The following is a 16,771-nucleotide window of genomic DNA, read 5'->3' on the forward strand; positions in this document are numbered from 1 at the left end:
GCAGAACCTCCGGGCGCACTCGGCCCGGAAACCCTGCTCGGCTGCAAGCCGCGTGCCAGCGGCAGACCTCACGCACTCGGCCGCGGCCGGTCGTCAGGCTTGATGGAGGCACGGCCGTGATCCGGACCGGTGTCATCGACGTCGGTCATGCCTTCCGGCGAATCCTGCCATCCTGGCTGGGCCCGGCGATCCCGGCCAAGCGCCGCCCGTACCAGCAGGATGGAGGTCACAGGCGCGGTGAGAATGATGAAGCAGCTCACCATCAGCTCGTGCAGCATCGAGCGCCCCCCCGCCATGGAGAAGAACACCATCGAACCGATGACGGTGCACCACGTGCCAAGCGTGTTGCCCAGCGCAGGCGCATGGATACGCTGGAAGAAGTTGGCCAGTCGCATGAGCCCGAAGGCACCCACCAGCGCCAGCAGCGACCCCGCTACCAGCAGCAGCGCCACCAGCCATTGTGCCCAGACCGGGACCAGTTCGGGATTCATTCGATCACCTCCCCGCGCAGCAGGAACTTGGCCATGGCGACCGAGCCGGCCAGACCGAACAGTGCGATCAGGAGCGCGACGTCGAAATACAGGTGATGGCCGAACCGGATGCCCAGCACCAGCAGCATGAGCATCCCGCTCACGTAAAACGAATCGAGGGCGACCACGCGATCCTGGGCCGTCGGGCCCTTGATGAGGCGCAGCGCGGCCAACGCGATAGCGACCGAGAGCAAGAGCAGGGAGAGCGCAATGGCAAAGCCGAGCACGGGTGTCATTCGAAGATCTCCATCAGGAGTTTCTCGTAGCGGTTCTTCACGATGTCGATCCACACACCTTCATCCTGCAGATCCAGAACGTGGATGGAAAGCACGTGCGTTTCCTCGTTGATGCCCGCCCACACCGTGCCCGGACACGCGGTCAGGATGCACGCGAGCGCTGCAAGGCCGTGCGAATCGCGCATGTCCAGCGGAATCTTCATGAAGCCGGAGCGCTGCCGGTATTCGTGCCGTCCCAGAATGACCCGTGCAACCTGGAAATTCGACGTGACGATGTCCTTGGCGACGCGGCCCGCCAGTCGCAGGATGGCCAGCGGCGCGCGCACGCGCACCGGTGTGGGGCGCAGGGCGCGAGTGGTGAGGGGGCCGTAGAGGGCCAGCGCGCTCCCCAACATCAGGTGGCCGAGCGACAGCGACTCGTTCAGCAGCAGCCACAGCATCAGCAGAAAGAGCGAGAGCAGCGGCGAGGGCAGCCAGCGTTTGATCATGGTGCCTCCTGGGCCGTGGGCGACGGTACGCGCGGCGTGGACAGCACGCCGTCGCTGTAGGACGCAGGCGAGTGCAGTGCCTGGGCGGTGGCCTCCATGTAGCGCATGGTTGGGCCCGCAGCGATGGTCATCGCCACGCACACCCCGAGCAGCAACGCGATCGGGCCCACCTCGATCAGGCGCAGGCGCGGCGACGTGCGGTCAGCGGGCGACCAGAAGACGCGCACGCCGGCACGCGACAGCGAGATGATGCCGGCCAGCCCCGAGAGGATGACGAGCGCCACGACCGCCCAGACCTGCCCGCCCGAGATCCAGGCAGCGGTTTGCTGCACGGGATCGAGCACGGCCGACAGCAAGGCAAACTTGGCGATGAAGCCCGACAGCGGGGGCAACCCTGCCATCAAGAGCGCGCAGGTGAAGAACGCGAGCCCCAGGAAGGCCATGGCCATCGGAATCGCCACGCCGACCTCGTCGACTTCGGCCGTCTCGATGGCGCCTTCGGCCTGGAAGACTTCCATGGTGAGCGCCAGCACGTTCGCGCCGAACACTCGCGTGCGCTCAATGAGCTCGACGAGCAGGAAGAAGGCCGCCACCGCGAAAGTGGACACGACCATATAGAAGAGCGCACCGCTCGTCACGCTCGCATGGCCGAAGCCCACGGCCGAGAGCAGCGTGCCAGAGGACACGATCAGACTGAAACACGCAAGACGCGTCAGCTCCTGCGAGGCCAGCAGCCCCACCGTGCCGAAGGCGAGCGTGGCAAGACCGCCATACACCAGCCAGTCGCCGCCATAGCCTTCCGAGCCCTCGGTGCCGGGTGCGAACATCAGCAGCCACAGGCGCAGCACCGCATACACCCCTACCTTGCTCAACATCGCGAAGACCGCGGCTACCGGCGGGCTCGCGGCCGAATAGGCCGGCGGCAGCCAGAAGTTCAGCGGCCACATCGCACTCTTGGCGAGGAAGGCCACCGCCAGCACGCCCACGCCGGCCTGCAGCAGGGCACGATCATCGCCAACGATGTCCGGCACCTTGGCCGCGAGATCCGCCATGTTGAGCGTGCCGGCCACGCCGTAGATCATCGCCACCCCGATCAGAAAGAGCGACGAGGCGAGGAGATTGATGGCGATGTAGTGCAGCCCAGCCTTCACCCGGGTGCTGCCCGAGCCATGCAGCACCAGCCCATACGAGGCCGCGAGCATGATCTCGAAGAACACGAAGAGGTTGAAGATGTCGCCCGTGAGAAAGGCGCCGTTCATCCCCATCAACAGGAACTGGAAGAGCGGATGAAAGTGCACGCCGGCGCGGTCCCAGCGCGCGACCGCATAGGTGAGCGCAGCCAGGCCGAGCACTGCCGTCATCGACAGCATGAGCGCGGTGAGACGATCGGCAGCCAGCGAGATGCCGAACGGGGCCGACCAGTTCGACACCAGGTACACAGCGAGCGAATCCGGCCATGCATCGGCGGCATGGAGTTGCCAGGCCAGCGTGAGCGCGATGCCCAACTGGGCCATCACGCTCGCCAGGCCGATGCCCGCCTTGAGCGAGCGGCGTCGCTCGTTCAGCAACAGCATGGCCGCGCCCACCACCATGGGCAGCGCCACGGGAGCGACCAGCAGGTGGTCCATGGAACGCATCATTCGTCAGGCTCCTTGCCGTCGACGTGATCAGTGCCGCTCAGACCGCGAGACGCGAGCAGGACGACGAGAAAGAGAGCCGTCATGGCAAAACCGATGACGATGGCCGTGAGGACCAGGGCCTGCGGCAGCGGATCGTCATACTGCAACAGGCTGGCAAAACGCCCGGCCTCCTGGATGGGCGCCTGATCGATCGACAGACGGCCCATGCCGAAGATGAAGAGATTCACGGCATACGACAGGAACGACAGGCCGAGGATGACCTGGTAGGTACGCGGACGCAGCACCAGCCAGATCCCCGTACCGGTCAGAGCGCCAATGCCGAGGGCGAGGACGAGCTCCATTACTGACCTCCTTCGGCGACGGGTTTCTCCGCAGCCCGATGACTACGGACGGATTGGTGGGCGATCGCCGTGAGGATGAGCACGGTGGAGCCCACGACCAGCGCATAGACGCCCAGGTCGAAGAAGAGCGCGCTCGCCACATGCACCGAACCGATCAACGGCACGTCGACATACGGCGAATGCGACGTGAGGAAGGGGTAACCGAAGAGTAGCGAGCCCAGGCCCGTGCCCACGGCAAAAAGGAGCCCCCAGCCCATCCACTTCTGCGGCCGCATCTTCATGTGCTTCTCCACCCAGAGCGTGCCGCCCACGATGTATTGCAGGATGATCGCGACGGCCGTCACCAGCCCGGCGACGAAGCCGCCGCCCGGCAGATTGTGGCCACGCAGCAGGAAGTAGATCCCAACCATGCCGAGGATGGGCAGCAGCAGGCGCATCAATACACCTGGCACGTGCATGTAGCCGCGGGCTGCCTGATCTTCCGCACCATGCGTAGGCGGCACATCGCTTGCGCGCGGGCCGCGCTGCTGGCGAGGCAGTTCCAGACTTTCCGGGGACGGACGGAAGCGACGCAACAAGGCGTACACAATGAGCGCCACGATGCCGACAACGGTGAGCTCGCCCATGGTGTCGAACCCGCGGAAATCCACCAGGATCACGTTCACCACGTTGGTGCCGCCACCTTCCGGCGCAGCGCGATCCAGGAAGTACGGCGAGATGCTCTGCGGGAACGTACGCGTCAGGATGGCGAAGGCCGCGATCGCCATGGCGACACCACCCAGACTGGCAATGACGATGTCACGCACCCGCCGGCTGGCCCGCTTGGCCCCGGGCAAAGCGGCGTCCGCGCGAGGCAGGGCCGGCAGCCAGCGCAAGCCGAGCAGGATCAGGATCATGGTCACGACTTCCACCATGAGCTGTGTGAGTGCCAGATCCGGGGCCGAGAACCAGACGAAGGTAATGCAAGTGACGAGACCAGAGCCACCCATGAGCATCAGTGCCGCGAGACGGTGGTACTTTGCTTGCCAGGCAGCGGCAAATGCACATAGGATGCCCACGGCCCAAAGCAGCGCGAACGACGTGTCCACCGGCGTGAGCGCCTTGTCGCCCCAGGTCACGCCACTGGCGACGAGCGGTGCGGCCCCCGCCAGAAGCGCGAGCAGCAACATGATGAAGAGTTGAGGCTGCAGGCGTTGCGTGCCGAAGAAGCGCTCGGCACGGTCGGCGAGCGAGCCCACGAGATTGAGCGTGGCCTCGAAGGTGCTGCGCCCATCCAGGCCGGAAATGAGCGGGACGCGATCTAGCGTACCCATGCGCAGGAACCGATGCAGAAGGAAATACACCAGAACGCCGCCCACGAGAGCCACAATGCTCATCACGAGAGGCAGATTGAAACCATGCCACACCGCGAGCGTGTACTCAGGTGTCTGTGCACCCAGCACCGACTGGGCTGCGACGTGCAGGATGCCGCCCACGGTCAAGGCGGGAATGACGCCCACCACCAGGCAGGCAAGCACCAGCAGCTCGATCGGAAAGCGCATCCAGCGCGGTGGCTCATGCGGGGCCAGCGGGAGATCTGTGGCCACGGGGCCAAAGAAGACGTCCTTGATGAAGCGCAGTGAATACGCCACGCTGAACATCCCCGCCACCGTGGCTGCCAGGGGAAGGCCAACGCGCATGAAGGCATCGCCGCTGATCAGCACGGTCTCGGTGAAGAACATCTCCTTGGACAGAAACCCATTGAGCAGCGGCACGCCGGCCATCGAGGCACTGGCCACCATCGCCAGCGTCGCGGTGATGGGCATCGCCTTGTAGAGCCCGGACAGCTTGCGGATGTCACGCGTGCCGGTCTCGTGATCGATGATGCCCGCCGCCATGAAGAGCGAGGCCTTGAAGGTGGCGTGATTGAGGATGTGAAAGATCGCTGCCACGGCCGCGAGCGGGCTGTTCAGGCCCAGCAGTAGCGTGATGAGGCCCAGATGGCTGATCGTCGAGTATGCGAGCAGGCCCTTCAGATCCTGCTGAAACATCGCGGCGTACGCGCCGAGCAGCAGCGTGACGAGGCCCGCCGTGCCGACGATCCAGAACCAGGTATCCGTGCCGGCCAGCACGGGCCAGAAACGCACGAGCAGGAAAACCCCGGCCTTGACCATCGTGGCCGAGTGCAGATAGGCCGAGACCGGCGTAGGCGCCGCCATGGCTCGTGGCAGCCAGAAATGGAACGGGAACTGCGCGCTCTTGGTGAAGGCGCCCAGCAGGACCAAGATGAGAATGGCCGGATACCAGGCATGTGCCCGCACGATGTCGCCTGCGGCGAGCACCACGTCCAGGTCGTAACTGCCTACCACCTGCCCCAGCAGCAGCACGCCCGCGAGCAGGGCTAGCCCGCCCGTGCCCGTCACGATCAAGGCCATCCGGGCGCCGCGCCGGGCTTCCGCGTTGTGATGCCAATAGCCGATCAGCATGAAGGAGACGAGACTCGTCATCTCCCAGAACAGCACCATCTGGATGAGATTGCCCGAGAGCACGAGGCCCAGCATGGCACCCATGAACGCGAGGAAGAAGCTGAAGAAGCGCGGCACCGGGTCTTCAGGCGACATGTAATAGCGCGCGTAGAAGATCACCATCAGCCCGACCACGAGGATCAGCAGGGTGAAGAGCCACGCGAATCCATCCATGCGCAGGACAAAATCCAGGCCCAGCTGGGGAAGCCATGCGTATTCGAGGCGCAGCGGCTCCCCGGCCGCCACTTGCGGATACGCCATGACGGTGAGGACGAGGCCGACCACCGTGATCGCGCCCGCCAGCCACGCCTCCCGGTTACGGGCGTTATGGGGGAGCAGTCCTGCAACGAGGCTGCCTAGCAGCGGGAGGAGTACGATGGGAAGTAACGACATGTAGCAGCCTGATGCGATCCAGTTCCCGACGCCATCGCCGCGACCTCGGAATTTTACCTGCAAGAATTGTAGTCTTCGACGATTATCTGCACCGAAGTTCACTCAACTTGCAAAAAACTTTCTTCGCACCATTTTGGTGCGAGATAACAACTGGGCACGCGTCCGCCTCCCTACAGGGTCGAGCGTCCTCAGGAAGAGCTGTCAGGGTTCTGGCGAACGGCGCGACGAAGCGAGGAACTTGGTCGCAAATGCTTCTGCAGGCATGGGCACGCCATACCAATAGCCTTGCCCGAGCGCACAGCCCTGTTCTCGCAGGAATTGCGCCTGGGCAGGCGTTTCGATGCCCTCGGCAACGACGTCGAGATGAAACTTCGCACCGAGATACAAAATGGCCTGGATCACGGCGGCGTCTGCCGCATCTCCTGGCAAGTTCGTCAAAAAAGAGCGGTCAATCTTGAGGCGCGTGATGGGCAGCCGTTTCAGCAGGCTGAGCGAAGCGTAGCCCGTCCCATAATCATCAAAGGCGATACTCACCCCGGAATCGTAGAGCTGCTGCAGCGTTTCCATCATGCGTGCGTCGGGCCGCAGCAACGTGTTCTCGGTGATCTCCAGCTCCAGTCCGGTGGCGTCCAGCCCGGTCTCAGCCAGCACCTCATTGACGAGCTGGAGCAGGCGGTCACTCTGGAACTGCGAAGCAAAGAGGTTCACCGCCACGCGAAATTCGGGATGCAGGCGCCGCCACGCCACCGCCTGCTGACATGCGTGGGTGAGAATCCAGCGCCCGACGGTTTCGATGGACGGACTGGTTTCGAGGATGCGGATGAACTCGCCCGGCGCGAGCACGCCAGCGACCGGGTGGCGCCAGCGCAGCAACGCTTCTGCGCCGACGACACGTCCGGTGTCCAGGGCCACCTGCGGCTGATAGAAAAGAACGAACTGGCCCTGGTCGCAGGCGTCGATCAGCTCGTGTTCCATCTTGCGCCGACGCATCACAGCCTCGCGCAACTCCTGCACGAAGAAGCGAAACGTGTTGCCACCCTGCTTCTTGGCCTCGTAGAGTGCGAGGTCGGCATTGGCGAGCAGTCCGCCGGCTTCAGCTGGCGTATCGAAGGGATGCAGGGCAATCCCGATGTTCCCGGTGAGTTCGACGCGCACCCCATCGACTTCCAGCGGTTCAGACACCGCGTGCAGCACGCGACGGCACAGCGCCGCGCATTCCGCGGCGTCCGCACACTCGGGCACGAGCGCAGCGAACTCGGCGCCGCCCAGGCGGCCAAGCGTTCCGGACTCCGGAAACAGGAGCCGGAAGCGGTGTGCCATGGCCCGCAGCACCGCATCGCCGGCTTCGGTGCCGCGCGCATCATTGATCGGCTTGATGCCGTTGAGGGCGACGAGCAGCACGGCAGCGGGGACGGTGGGCGACAGCGCGGCCACCGCTTGGCGAAACGTGGCCGCATCGGCCAATGCCGTGAGCGGATCCAGCTGGGCCAGCCGCAGCAGGCGCTCTTCGCTCAGCCGCCACGCCGACAGATCGCGCACAATGGCGCCAAACACAGGCTGCCCGTCTTCCCGCCATAGCGACAGCGAGACGTCGATGAGCAGGGGCGAACCATTGGCATGCAGGCCGACCAGGCGCTGCGTGGGCTGCGCCGCCTCCTGATGCCCCGCCTCCAGTTGGTGCATGCGCACGGCGTGCCGGGTTTGCGATGCGGGATCGAGCAAGGTCAGGAAGGGACGGCCCAACATCGCCTCGACCGACATGCCGAACAGACGCGTGGCCCCCGGATTCCAGAAAGTGATGCGTGCCTCGTCATCGAAGCACACGATGGCATCCGGCGACGTCGAGGCGAGGTTCTCCAGACGATGTCGCCCAACCCGGCGGGCAGCATCAAGCCGCCGCACCTCGAATCGGTTCATGGCGAGGCTCGCGAGCTCGCTCAACCACTCGGCCTGCACCGGTCCGACATCGTCCCGCGCACGATCGTCGAACAGACAGAAGACCCCGAGCTGATGACCATCCGCTGCCAGCAGCGGTACCCCGGCGAAGAACCGCAAGCCGGGCAGGACACGATCCCAGCCCCGGCAGTTCAAATGCGGCTCACGCAAAATATCGCTGAGCATCCATGCGTCGCCCGTGAGTGTCACGGTATCGCACGCTGCATCATCACGCGGCACTGCATCGCATGCCGTGCCCGATTTGGCTTTCAGAAAGTAGCGTTCGCGGTCCAGCAGGGCAATGGCGGCAGCACGGACGTGAAAGAGGCGCCGGGCGAGTCGCACAAGCCGGTCGAGGTCGTCCTCCGGGGGAGTGTCCAATACATGGTAGGCGCCCAGTGCGCGCAGCCGTGCAGCTTCATCCGGCGTAGGTTGGGCGGGGTTTGCGGTGCCGGGCATGCAGACCTCGAACGTCCTGTTGAACACGTCGAACAATCGTAACGCAAACCGAGGGATTGCAATGAGTGATGACCAATAGCATACGGCGTTAGCTCAGCAGGAATCGGCCCCGACCCATGCGCACGAGGCAAGCGGTGAATCCCAGCGCATCCCAAAAACAAAAGGCCCGCGAAGCGCGGGCCTTTCAATGACTGCGGAAGATCGCCGTGGATTACAGCGGCTGGATCTTCGTGGCTTGCGGGCCCTTGGGGCCTTGGCCGGCGACGTAGCTCACGCGCTGGTTTTCTTCCAGGGTGCGGTAGCCCGAGCCTTGAATTTCGGAGAAGTGGGCGAAGAGATCCTTACCGCCGGCATCGGGGACGATGAAGCCAAAACCCTTTTCCGCGTTGAACCACTTAACGACACCGGTTTCCATACTGCTTTCCTTAAGACGAAATAGGCAAAATGCCAGGGTGACCAGAAAATCAAGGATAGGCAGCAGGACAAGACCGGATCCGGCTCACGCAAGCTTCGCGCTAGACACTTGAAAATCTTGCTGCGCACTATGCTGGCGAAAAACCGCCTTGTCAACCCCCTGCCCCAAGGGGGCAGAAGTGCCCCGCGAGCCAGCGTTTCTGCGGGTTTTCCCGGGAATGACGTGTGCTGGACAGCGCAGTGAACCCGACGCTCAGGCCGGGTTCGGCAGCAGGAGAAATCAATGCAAATCGGCATGATCGGATTGGGCCGCATGGGCGCGAATCTCGCGCGCCGTCTGATGCGGCATGGCCACGACATCGTGGCTCACGATGCCCTCCCCGCCGCGCGTGCTGCGCTCGCGGCAGACGGGGCGGTGGACGCGGACACGCTCGCCACCTTGGTCGAGGCGCTGTCGGCGCCCCGCATCGTGTGGGTGATGCTGCCCGCTGGCGCCCCCACCGAGGACACCATCACCGCGCTCATGGATCACCTGTCTCCCGGAGACATTGTGATCGATGGCGGCAACACCTTCTATAAAGACGACGTGCGCCGGGGTCACGCCCTCACGCAACGCGGTCTGCACTATCTGGATGTAGGGACATCTGGCGGCGTATGGGGCCTGGACCGGGGCTACTGCCTGATGATCGGCGGCGAAGCGGACATCGTCGAGCGGTTGGATCCGCTCTTCGTGGCGCTCGCGCCCGGCGAGGATGCGGCGTCGGCCACGCCAGGACGTCGCAGCACCGACGCGCGGCCAGCGAAGGGCTACGTGCACGTCGGCCCCGCCGGTGCGGGCCACTATGCCAAGATGATCCACAACGGGATCGAATACGGCATGATGCAGGCGCTGGCCGAAGGCTTTCATCTCCTGCAGGCCAAGGGCGAGGCAAGCGTGCCGGAAGACGAACGCTTCGAGATCGACGTGGCGGCCGTGGCCGAGGCCTGGCGACGCGGCAGCGTCGTGTCTTCATGGCTGCTCGATCTCACGGCCCAGGCGCTGGACCGGGATGCGGCGCTGACCGATTTCTCCGGCGTGGTGGGTGACAGCGGCGAAGGTCGCTGGACCGTCAACGCGGCGGTCGAGCATGCTGTGCCGGCCCCCGTGCTCACGGCCGCCCTCTATGCGCGCTTCCGATCCCGCGTGACCGGTGGCTACGCAGACCGCCTGCTGTCGGCCATGCGCCTCGCCTTCGGCGGCCACCTGGAATCACCTCGTGAGGAGCCGCGCGGATGAACACCACGGACCTGAAACCCACCCCCGCAGCCACGCTGTTCCTCTTTGGTGCGCATGGCGATCTCGCGCAGCGCCTGCTCGTGCCCGCGCTGTACCGGCTCTGCCGCGCGGGGCTCCTCAACCCAGAGACACGCATCGTCGGCGTGGATCACAACGAGGCCACGGACGAAGCCTTTCGCGAGCGCATCGCGCAAGCCCTGCGCGCCCTGGCGAGCGATCCGCACGCCGAGGGCGGCGGCCATGCCCTGGACCACGACTGCTGGTGCGACTTCTCGCCCAACATCCATTACCAGACCGGCGACTTCCTCGAAGACGATACGTATGCAGCGATCGCGCAACGCCTGGATGAATACGGCGGCAACGCCATCTTCTATCTCGGTACCGCGCCTCGATTCTTCGGGCCGATCGTCGAGCATTTGGCGCAGGCCGGCTTGCTGCGTGAAGCGCAGGGTGCGTTTCGCCGGGTGGCTGTCGAGAAGCCCTTTGGCATTGACCTGGACAGCGCGCGCGCGCTGAACGCCACGCTGAGGCGCCATCTCGAAGAGACACAGATCTATCGTGTGGATCATTTCGCCGGCAAGGATGCCGCGCGCAATCTCGCGGTGTATCGCTTCGCGAGCGGGTTCGTCGAGCCCTTCTGGCATCGCGACTTCATCGACAGCGTACAGATCAGCGCCGTGGAAACGCTCGGCGTGGAAGGTCGTGGACGCTTCTATGAAGCCACCGGCGCGCTGCGCGACATGGTGCAGAACCATCTGCTGCAGCTGCTCGCGCTGGTGGCGATGGAGCCACCCCAGGGCGACACCGCTGCAGACTGGCAGGCGGCCAAGACGGCAGCAGTCGCCGCCATTCGCTGCCCCAAACCGGCTCAAGCCGCTGACGATGGCGTGCGGGGTCAGTACAGCGCGCCGCCGACAGGCGATGGGAAAGCGTACCGCGACGAGAAGAACGTGGAATCCGACAGCACGGTCGAAACCTACGTCGCGCTGCGCCTGATGCTGGACACGCCCCGGTGGCAGGGTGTGCCCTTCTATCTGCGCACGGGCAAGCGGCTCTCCCGGCGCGCCACGGAAATCGTGATTCAGTTCCGCCAGCCGCAGGTGCCTGGTGTGCCGACGCTGCCGACGCCCACGCGCGCCATCTTGCGCCTGGATCCGGAAACGCTGGTGCTCGAATGGCCGCTGCGCGAGCCCGGGCCTGGCAATACCCTCACCTGCCGTCAGCTCGCATTGAACGTGGATGAAGCCCTGGGCCAGCGCCCTGGCTCGGGCTACGAAACCCTGTTGTATGGATGCCTGCAAGGCGACGCCACCCATTTCCAGAGCGCGCAGGAAGTCGAGGCCGCCTGGGCCGCCGTTGCGCCCTTCCAGGCCGTCTGGTCACAAGGCACCGAACCCGAGTTCTACCACGCCGGCTCCGACGGCCCGGAGGGCGCGCGCACCTTGATCGAGCGGGATGGCCGGCAATGGTGGGAGCCCGCAGCATGATCATGGCGCAGGACCAACGCTTCGTCACTCGCGATGCCGACGATCTCGCCAAGGTCGTCGCGCGCTGGCTTGCAGGACGCATCGCACGAAAGCCCGGACGATTCTCGCTCGCTCTGTGCGGTGGACGCACGCCCTTATCCCTGTATCGGCTGCTCGGGTCGCCCGCCTGGGCGGAGACGCTGGATTGGTCGCGCGTTCACATCTTCTGGGGTGACGAGCGGCTGGTGCCGCGTCACGACCCTGCAAGCAACGCAGGCAACGCGCGGGCCGCCTGGTTGGACAAGGTCAACGTGCCCGCCGCCCAGGTGCACATGATGCCCATCGAGCCCGATCCGGGCACGGCGGCGTTGCGCTACGAGCACACGCTGCGCACTTTCTATGGCCACGAGGCACTCGACCCCGGTCGGCCCTTGTTCGATGTCGTCTTGCTGGGCGTGGGTGCAGATGGCCATACCGCATCCGTGTTCCCCGGTGATCCGATGGCGGCGAACGACCCGGCGTGGGCGCGCGGCGTCGTCCGTTCAGAGCCACCTGCGCGCATGACGCTTACCTTGCCCGTGCTGCGCAGTGCTCGTTCGGTGGCATTTCTCGTGGCGGGCGAGGACAAGGCACCCGTGATGCAGCAGCTGGCCGCGGGAGACACGACGTTGCCGGCGGCCCAGGTGCAGGGCGAGGAGGAAACGCTATGGTTCCTGGACAAGGCCGCGGCGAAGGGGCTGACATGACGCCCGTGGTGGTGGTGATGGGGGTAACGGGAACCGGCAAGACGACGCTGGCCCGCCAGCTGGCGACCGACCTCGACTGGCCGTTCCAGGAGGGTGATCAGCTGCACTCTGCTGGCAACCTCGCCAAGCTCGCTGCCGGGGTCGCGCTCACGGACGAGGATCGCGCGCCATGGCTGGCGGCGATCGGCCGCTGGATCGATGCGCGCAACGCGCAAGGTGGCGGCGGCACCGTCAGTTGCTCTGCCTTGCGTCGCAGCTATCGGGACACCTTGCGTGCGGGACGCCCGAACGTGCGCTTCGTGCTCTTGACCGGCACGCACGATCAGATCTCGGCACGGCTCGCGCATCGGACGGGCCACTTCATGTCGCCGTCGCTGCTGACCAGCCAACTCAATGCCCTGGAGCCGCCTGGCGTCGACGAACCGGTCCTGTCGTTGCCGATCATGCTCGAACTGGCGGAGAAGTCTGCGCGCGTGCAGCGGTGGCTGCACGAGACACACCCGGCCCTGGCCACGATGGGCCAGACATGACAACGAGCGCGCCCTTGCATCGGTTGGGCCATAAGCCCGATGCAAGGACGCGCCCGTGCGCGTCGCTCAAGACCTGGCCGCAACCAGGTCATGCAACGCCCTTCTAGATATAGCCCAACAACAGCAACACGATCAGGATGACGAGCAGGAGCCCGATGCCACCCGTCGGGCCGTAGCCCCACGCGCGGCTGTGCGGCCAGGCGGGCAACGCGCCCACGAGGAGCAAGATAAGAATGATGAGAAGAATCGTGCCCAACATGTTGGTCTCCTGGAACAGCGCGGGAAGGCCGTCCTGCCGAGCAGACTTCGCAAGAACTGATCCCAGTCCAGAATGTCAATGACGGGGCGGCTGGGGCAACAGCCGAAAGGCCAGTGCCCCCAGGAACAGCGCCACTGCGACGAAGCCATACACGGCAAGATAGGTGTCGATCTGCCAGACCACGGCCAGCCCTGCCACCTGCCCTGTGAGCCACTGCATGATGGCCACGCCCAGGAACATCGCCATGGTGAAGACGGCCATCGCGCGTCCCGTCATCTCGGGCGGATAGGCAGCCCGCACGTCGGCGTACTGCAGCACGGCGTAGCCATGGACCAGCGCAATGGCAAGCACCAGCGCGATGGTGAGCACCGGGCCGCGCACCACCGCCAACAGCGCAAAGAGCGTGGCCAATGTGCAGGCGCCCGTGAGGATCCAGCGGCGACGCAGGCGATCGCCCGGATCCAGCCGACCGAACAGTGGCGGCGCGATCAGCGCGATCACGGACACCGCGAGCGCGAGATTGCCGACCTCCACCAGCGAGAACTGCTCGCGCTCGAGCAGTTGCGGACCGAGCCACAGACCCCGCATCGCCATGAAGCACGAGTAGGTCAGACCGCCCAGCACCACGATCCCTGCGGTATGGGGAAGGGAGAACAGCTGCAGGAAGCCGCGGATGGATTGCCCGACGGTGGGCTTGCCGCCCGCGGTGGAGGGGCGATCATCGTGCAGGACGCGACAGGCGGCCACCCAGGCCACGGCGGAGCCGAGGGCCAGCACGAGATACGGCGCGCGCCAGGAGGTTTCGGCGACGAGCCAGGCCGCCGGCGTACCCGTGGCGAGCATGCCCAGCCCGCCGACGCCCATCGTCGCACCCGACAACGCAGCAAAGCGGTCAGGGGGAAAGGTGCGCGCAATGAGCACGGTGCAGACCACGAAGGCGGGCGCGCAGCCGATACCGATCACGGCCTGCCCCAGCAAAAGCCAGCCAAAGCTCGGGGCCACCGCACACAGCACCGCGCCTGCCACGCAGAGCGGCGCCACCCAGAGGATGGTGCGGCGGATGCCCTGCAGATCGATGCCGATGCCCATCGCGAACTGGCACGCCGCGAACGAGAAGTGGAACATCGCGCCATACAGCCCGAGCTGACGGGGCGAGAGTTCCCAGTAGGTCTGCAGCGGCGCGGCCAGGATGGCGGCCAGCGTGCGGTAGGACTGGCTAAGCGCGAAGCCCGCGCCCAGCACCGCCAGCATCAGCCGGGCCGCCCGGTACGCGTCGGTGGACGCTGTGCCCGCGCAAGTGCTCATGTCCTTACGCCTTCAGGTGATAGCCGGTGCGAAAGATCCACGCCACGGCCGCCAGGCACAGGCTCAGGAACACCAGCGTCATCGCCACGCTCACGCCCACGTGCACGTCGGCCGTGCCGTAGAAGCTCCAGCGAAATCCGCTCACCAGGTACACCACTGGATTGAAGAGCGTCACCGTCTGCCAGAACGGCGGCAGCATGCTGATCGAGTAGAAGCTGCCGCCCAAAAAGGCGAGCGGCGTGATGATCATCATCGGCACGACCTGCAACTTCTCGAACCCCTGGGCCCAGACGCCCAGCACGAAGCCGAAGAGGCTGAAGGTGATGGCCGTGAGCAGCAGAAAACCCACCATCCAGACAGGGTGCTCGATCGAATAGGGAATGAAGGCGCGCGCTGTGGCAAGAATGATGACGCCCAGGATCAGGGACTTGGTCGCCGCCGCCCCCACGTATCCCAGCAGGATCTCCACGAACGAGATCGGCGCCGACAGCACCTCATAGATGGTGCCCGAGTACTTGGGCATGAAGATGCCGAAGGACGCGTTGGAGATGCTCTCCGTCATCAGGGACAGCATCAGCAGCCCCGGGATGATGAACGCGCCATAGCTCACGCCGTCGATCTCGCCCACGCGCGAGGCGATGGCAGTGCCGAAGACCACGAAGTACAACGCGGTGGAGATCACCGGCGAGGCGATGCTCTGCATCAGGGTGCGGCCCATGCGGGCCATTTCGAAGCGATAGATCGCGCGGATGGCGTGCATGTTCATGAATTGGACCTCACCAGGCTGACGAAGATGTCCTCCAGCGAACTCTGGCGGGACTGCACGTCGATGTAATCGATGCCGCATGCGGAGACCCGTGCGAGCAACGCCGCAATGCCAGGATCCTCCAGGCTCGCATCGAAGGTGTAGATGAGCTCGGCGCCGTCGGCCGCCAGTGCGACCGGCAGATCCCTCAGGCCCTCGGGCACCTCGGTGAGCGGTCGCTTCAATGTGAGGGCCAGCTCGCGCTTGCCGAGCTGGCGCATCAGCGTGGCCTTCTCCTGCACCAGCACGATCTCGCCCTTGGTGATGATGCCGATGCGATCGGCCATCTGCTCGGCTTCCTCGATGTAGTGCGTCGTGAGGATGATCGTCACGCCACGCTCGCGCAGGCGCCCGACCATCTCCCACATGTCGCGGCGCAGCTCGACGTCCACGCCGGCCGTGGGTTCATCCAGGAACAGGATGTCCGGCTCGTGCGACAAGGCCTTGGCGATCATCACCCGGCGCTTCATGCCGCCCGAGAGCGCCATCACTTTGGTGTGGCGCTTGTCCCAGAGCGACAGCGTGCGCAGCACGTTTTCGATGATGTCGGGCGCCGGCGGCTTGCCGAAAAGACCGCGGCTGAAGCTCACCGTAGCCCACACCGATTCGAAGGCATCGGTGAAGAGCTCCTGCGGCACCAGACCGATCTTGGCGCGCGCGGCGCGGTAGTCGCGCACGACGTCATGGCCGTCCGCGTGCACCGTGCCCGCGGTGGGATTGACCAGGCCGCAGATGATGCTGATGAGGGTTGTCTTGCCTGCCCCGTTGGGGCCCAGCAGGGCGAAGATTTCGCCGCGCCGGATGTCCAGGTCCACTTGCCGCAACGCCTGGAACCCGCCTGCATAGGTCTTCTGCAGGCCTTTGACCGATATGACCGGCTGCACTGCCGTCTCCCTGTGAACACGGCGCATGCGCCGAGTCCGAGCATCATAACCGGGGCCATCATCCCGGCTGGTCACCCCCCTTCCGCCAGCAGGGGCAGTGCGCCATGCGCCCGAGCCGGGCAGGAACGATCGCCATTTTCGGTAAAATCGCGGGTTTCCCCCGGGGATATTCCCATGGAGCAGGTCGACCTGGACGATGGCACCGCTGACCGCTTCCTCCTGGATGCGACAGGCGATTCGCTGGTCGTCTTTCACAGCAAAGGTTGCGGGAACTGCAAGCAGGCTCGCGAGGCGCTGCCGCAGATGAACCTGCCCGTCGCCCGGCTTTGCTGGGTGGACGCCGAGGCCAACCGCGGTCTTGTCACGCGCTATGAAGTCTTTCACCTGCCCGCGATGTACCTGGTGCGAAGCGGTGTCTTCTACGGCGCCATCGATGCGCGCCTGGCGAGCTGGGACATCGGGCGGCAGATCGCCCTCGCCCTGCAAAGCTACCCCGCGGAACTTCCCTAGGACCTCCCATGGCGTGGCCGGACACGCCAGCGTCCTTTCAGGTCCGCTTC

The 16,771-nt window shown here is 65.3% G+C and carries 16 protein-coding genes and 1 pseudogene; 5 read left to right on the plus strand and 12 right to left on the minus strand.

Annotated features, from left to right (window positions below; genetic code table 11):
• Window positions 1-68 precede the first annotated feature (68 nt).
• The 8 genes from mnhG to IMZ29_RS05880 all read right to left on the minus strand — a co-directional run bounded on the left by mnhG (window position 69) and on the right by IMZ29_RS05880 (window position 8,941).
• On the minus strand, window positions 69-491 hold the full coding sequence (mnhG, locus tag IMZ29_RS05845) for a monovalent cation/H(+) antiporter subunit G (RefSeq protein ID WP_216181507.1): 423 nt from the start codon (window positions 489-491) through the stop codon (window positions 69-71).
• Entirely contained in the window at window positions 488-766 is a 279-nt protein-coding gene (locus IMZ29_RS05850) for a K+/H+ antiporter subunit F (protein WP_216181508.1), read from the minus strand. The genes mnhG and IMZ29_RS05850 overlap by 4 nt, the downstream gene beginning before the upstream one ends.
• Entirely contained in the window at window positions 763-1,254 is a 492-nt protein-coding gene (locus IMZ29_RS05855; RefSeq protein WP_216181511.1) for a Na+/H+ antiporter subunit E, read from the minus strand. The genes IMZ29_RS05850 and IMZ29_RS05855 overlap by 4 nt, the downstream gene beginning before the upstream one ends.
• Window positions 1,251-2,894, minus strand: coding sequence for a monovalent cation/H+ antiporter subunit D (locus tag IMZ29_RS05860; RefSeq protein WP_216181513.1), 1,644 nt, complete (start codon window positions 2,892-2,894; stop codon window positions 1,251-1,253). Before IMZ29_RS05860 ends, IMZ29_RS05855 begins: the two co-directional genes overlap by 4 nt.
• On the minus strand, window positions 2,891-3,235 hold the full coding sequence (locus IMZ29_RS05865; RefSeq protein WP_216181515.1) for a Na+/H+ antiporter subunit C: 345 nt from the start codon (window positions 3,233-3,235) through the stop codon (window positions 2,891-2,893). Before IMZ29_RS05865 ends, IMZ29_RS05860 begins: the two co-directional genes overlap by 4 nt.
• Complete coding sequence (locus tag IMZ29_RS05870; protein ID WP_216181517.1) at window positions 3,235-6,132, minus strand: monovalent cation/H+ antiporter subunit A; 2,898 nt, start codon at window positions 6,130-6,132, stop codon at window positions 3,235-3,237. The genes IMZ29_RS05865 and IMZ29_RS05870 overlap by 1 nt, the downstream gene beginning before the upstream one ends.
• A 201-nt stretch (window positions 6,133-6,333) precedes the next feature.
• Window positions 6,334-8,526 carry a putative bifunctional diguanylate cyclase/phosphodiesterase gene (locus IMZ29_RS05875; RefSeq protein ID WP_216181520.1) on the minus strand — a complete coding sequence of 731 codons (2,193 nt, stop codon included), beginning with the start codon at window positions 8,524-8,526 and terminating at the stop codon, window positions 6,334-6,336.
• Window positions 8,527-8,737: 211 nt separating this feature from the next.
• Complete coding sequence (locus IMZ29_RS05880; RefSeq protein WP_216181522.1) at window positions 8,738-8,941, minus strand: cold-shock protein; 204 nt, start codon at window positions 8,939-8,941, stop codon at window positions 8,738-8,740.
• A 279-nt stretch (window positions 8,942-9,220) separates the two neighbouring features.
• Between IMZ29_RS05880 and gnd the strand changes: the two are divergent.
• The 4 genes and pseudogenes from gnd to IMZ29_RS05900 form a co-directional block, all read left to right on the plus strand.
• Window positions 9,221-10,216: pseudogene (gene gnd / locus IMZ29_RS05885) on the plus strand (phosphogluconate dehydrogenase (NAD(+)-dependent, decarboxylating)); the annotation flags it as partial.
• Window positions 10,213-11,703 carry a glucose-6-phosphate dehydrogenase gene (zwf, locus tag IMZ29_RS05890; RefSeq protein ID WP_216181526.1) on the plus strand — a complete coding sequence of 497 codons (1,491 nt, stop codon included), beginning with the start codon at window positions 10,213-10,215 and terminating at the stop codon, window positions 11,701-11,703. The pseudogene gnd and the gene zwf, both read left to right, overlap by 4 nt.
• Before the next feature lie 2 nt (window positions 11,704-11,705).
• Window positions 11,706-12,428, plus strand: a complete 723-nt coding sequence (pgl, locus tag IMZ29_RS05895; protein WP_216181528.1) for a 6-phosphogluconolactonase — start codon at window positions 11,706-11,708, stop codon at window positions 12,426-12,428.
• On the plus strand, window positions 12,389-12,958 hold the full coding sequence (locus tag IMZ29_RS05900) for a gluconokinase (protein ID WP_216181530.1): 570 nt from the start codon (window positions 12,389-12,391) through the stop codon (window positions 12,956-12,958). The genes pgl and IMZ29_RS05900 overlap by 40 nt, the downstream gene beginning before the upstream one ends.
• Before the next feature lie 103 nt (window positions 12,959-13,061).
• Here IMZ29_RS05900 and IMZ29_RS05905 read toward each other — a convergent pair whose 3' ends face one another.
• The 4 genes from IMZ29_RS05905 to IMZ29_RS05920 all read right to left on the minus strand — a co-directional run bounded on the left by IMZ29_RS05905 (window position 13,062) and on the right by IMZ29_RS05920 (window position 16,211).
• Complete coding sequence (locus IMZ29_RS05905; protein WP_216181532.1) at window positions 13,062-13,217, minus strand: DUF3309 family protein; 156 nt, start codon at window positions 13,215-13,217, stop codon at window positions 13,062-13,064.
• 75 nt (window positions 13,218-13,292) lie between these two features.
• Window positions 13,293-14,522 carry an MFS transporter gene (locus tag IMZ29_RS05910; RefSeq protein WP_253206881.1) on the minus strand — a complete coding sequence of 410 codons (1,230 nt, stop codon included), beginning with the start codon at window positions 14,520-14,522 and terminating at the stop codon, window positions 13,293-13,295.
• Window positions 14,523-14,526: 4 nt separating this feature from the next.
• On the minus strand, window positions 14,527-15,288 hold the full coding sequence (locus IMZ29_RS05915) for an ABC transporter permease (RefSeq protein WP_216181535.1): 762 nt from the start codon (window positions 15,286-15,288) through the stop codon (window positions 14,527-14,529).
• On the minus strand, window positions 15,285-16,211 hold the full coding sequence (locus IMZ29_RS05920) for an ABC transporter ATP-binding protein (protein WP_216181678.1): 927 nt from the start codon (window positions 16,209-16,211) through the stop codon (window positions 15,285-15,287). Before IMZ29_RS05920 ends, IMZ29_RS05915 begins: the two co-directional genes overlap by 4 nt.
• 174 nt (window positions 16,212-16,385) lie before the next feature.
• On the opposite strand from IMZ29_RS05920, the gene IMZ29_RS05925 reads away from it, so the two are divergent.
• Entirely contained in the window at window positions 16,386-16,721 is a 336-nt protein-coding gene (locus tag IMZ29_RS05925; protein WP_216181538.1) for a thioredoxin family protein, read from the plus strand.
• The last annotated feature ends 50 nt before the right edge of the window (window positions 16,722-16,771 follow it).

It is taken from the genome of Verticiella alkaliphila, from assembly GCF_018904615.1.
In the GTDB taxonomy this organism is placed as follows: domain Bacteria; phylum Pseudomonadota; class Gammaproteobacteria; order Burkholderiales; family Burkholderiaceae_B; genus Verticiella; species Verticiella alkaliphila.

Excerpts from the sequence above, each read along its gene's own strand:
- IMZ29_RS05870 (WP_216181517.1), bottom strand. The coding sequence starts at position 6,132 with ATGTCGTTACTTCCCATCGTACTCCTCCCGCTGCTAGGCAGCCTCGTT.
- IMZ29_RS05905 (WP_216181532.1), bottom strand. The coding sequence starts at position 13,217 with ATGTTGGGCACGATTCTTCTCATCATTCTTATCTTGCTCCTCGTGGGC.
- IMZ29_RS05900 (WP_216181530.1), top strand. The coding sequence starts at position 12,389 with ATGGTTCCTGGACAAGGCCGCGGCGAAGGGGCTGACATGACGCCCGTG.
- IMZ29_RS05910 (WP_253206881.1), bottom strand. The coding sequence starts at position 14,522 with ATGAGCACTTGCGCGGGCACAGCGTCCACCGACGCGTACCGGGCGGCC.
- IMZ29_RS05850 (WP_216181508.1), bottom strand. The coding sequence starts at position 766 with ATGACACCCGTGCTCGGCTTTGCCATTGCGCTCTCCCTGCTCTTGCTC.
- IMZ29_RS05925 (WP_216181538.1), top strand. The coding sequence starts at position 16,386 with ATGGAGCAGGTCGACCTGGACGATGGCACCGCTGACCGCTTCCTCCTG.
- mnhG (WP_216181507.1), bottom strand. The coding sequence starts at position 491 with ATGAATCCCGAACTGGTCCCGGTCTGGGCACAATGGCTGGTGGCGCTG.
- IMZ29_RS05880 (WP_216181522.1), bottom strand. The coding sequence starts at position 8,941 with ATGGAAACCGGTGTCGTTAAGTGGTTCAACGCGGAAAAGGGTTTTGGC.
- IMZ29_RS05915 (WP_216181535.1), bottom strand. The coding sequence starts at position 15,288 with ATGAACATGCACGCCATCCGCGCGATCTATCGCTTCGAAATGGCCCGC.
- IMZ29_RS05875 (WP_216181520.1), bottom strand. The coding sequence starts at position 8,526 with ATGCCCGGCACCGCAAACCCCGCCCAACCTACGCCGGATGAAGCTGCA.
- IMZ29_RS05865 (WP_216181515.1), bottom strand. The coding sequence starts at position 3,235 with ATGGAGCTCGTCCTCGCCCTCGGCATTGGCGCTCTGACCGGTACGGGG.
- pgl (WP_216181528.1), top strand. The coding sequence starts at position 11,706 with ATGGCGCAGGACCAACGCTTCGTCACTCGCGATGCCGACGATCTCGCC.
- IMZ29_RS05855 (WP_216181511.1), bottom strand. The coding sequence starts at position 1,254 with ATGATCAAACGCTGGCTGCCCTCGCCGCTGCTCTCGCTCTTTCTGCTG.
- zwf (WP_216181526.1), top strand. The coding sequence starts at position 10,213 with ATGAACACCACGGACCTGAAACCCACCCCCGCAGCCACGCTGTTCCTC.
- IMZ29_RS05860 (WP_216181513.1), bottom strand. The coding sequence starts at position 2,894 with ATGATGCGTTCCATGGACCACCTGCTGGTCGCTCCCGTGGCGCTGCCC.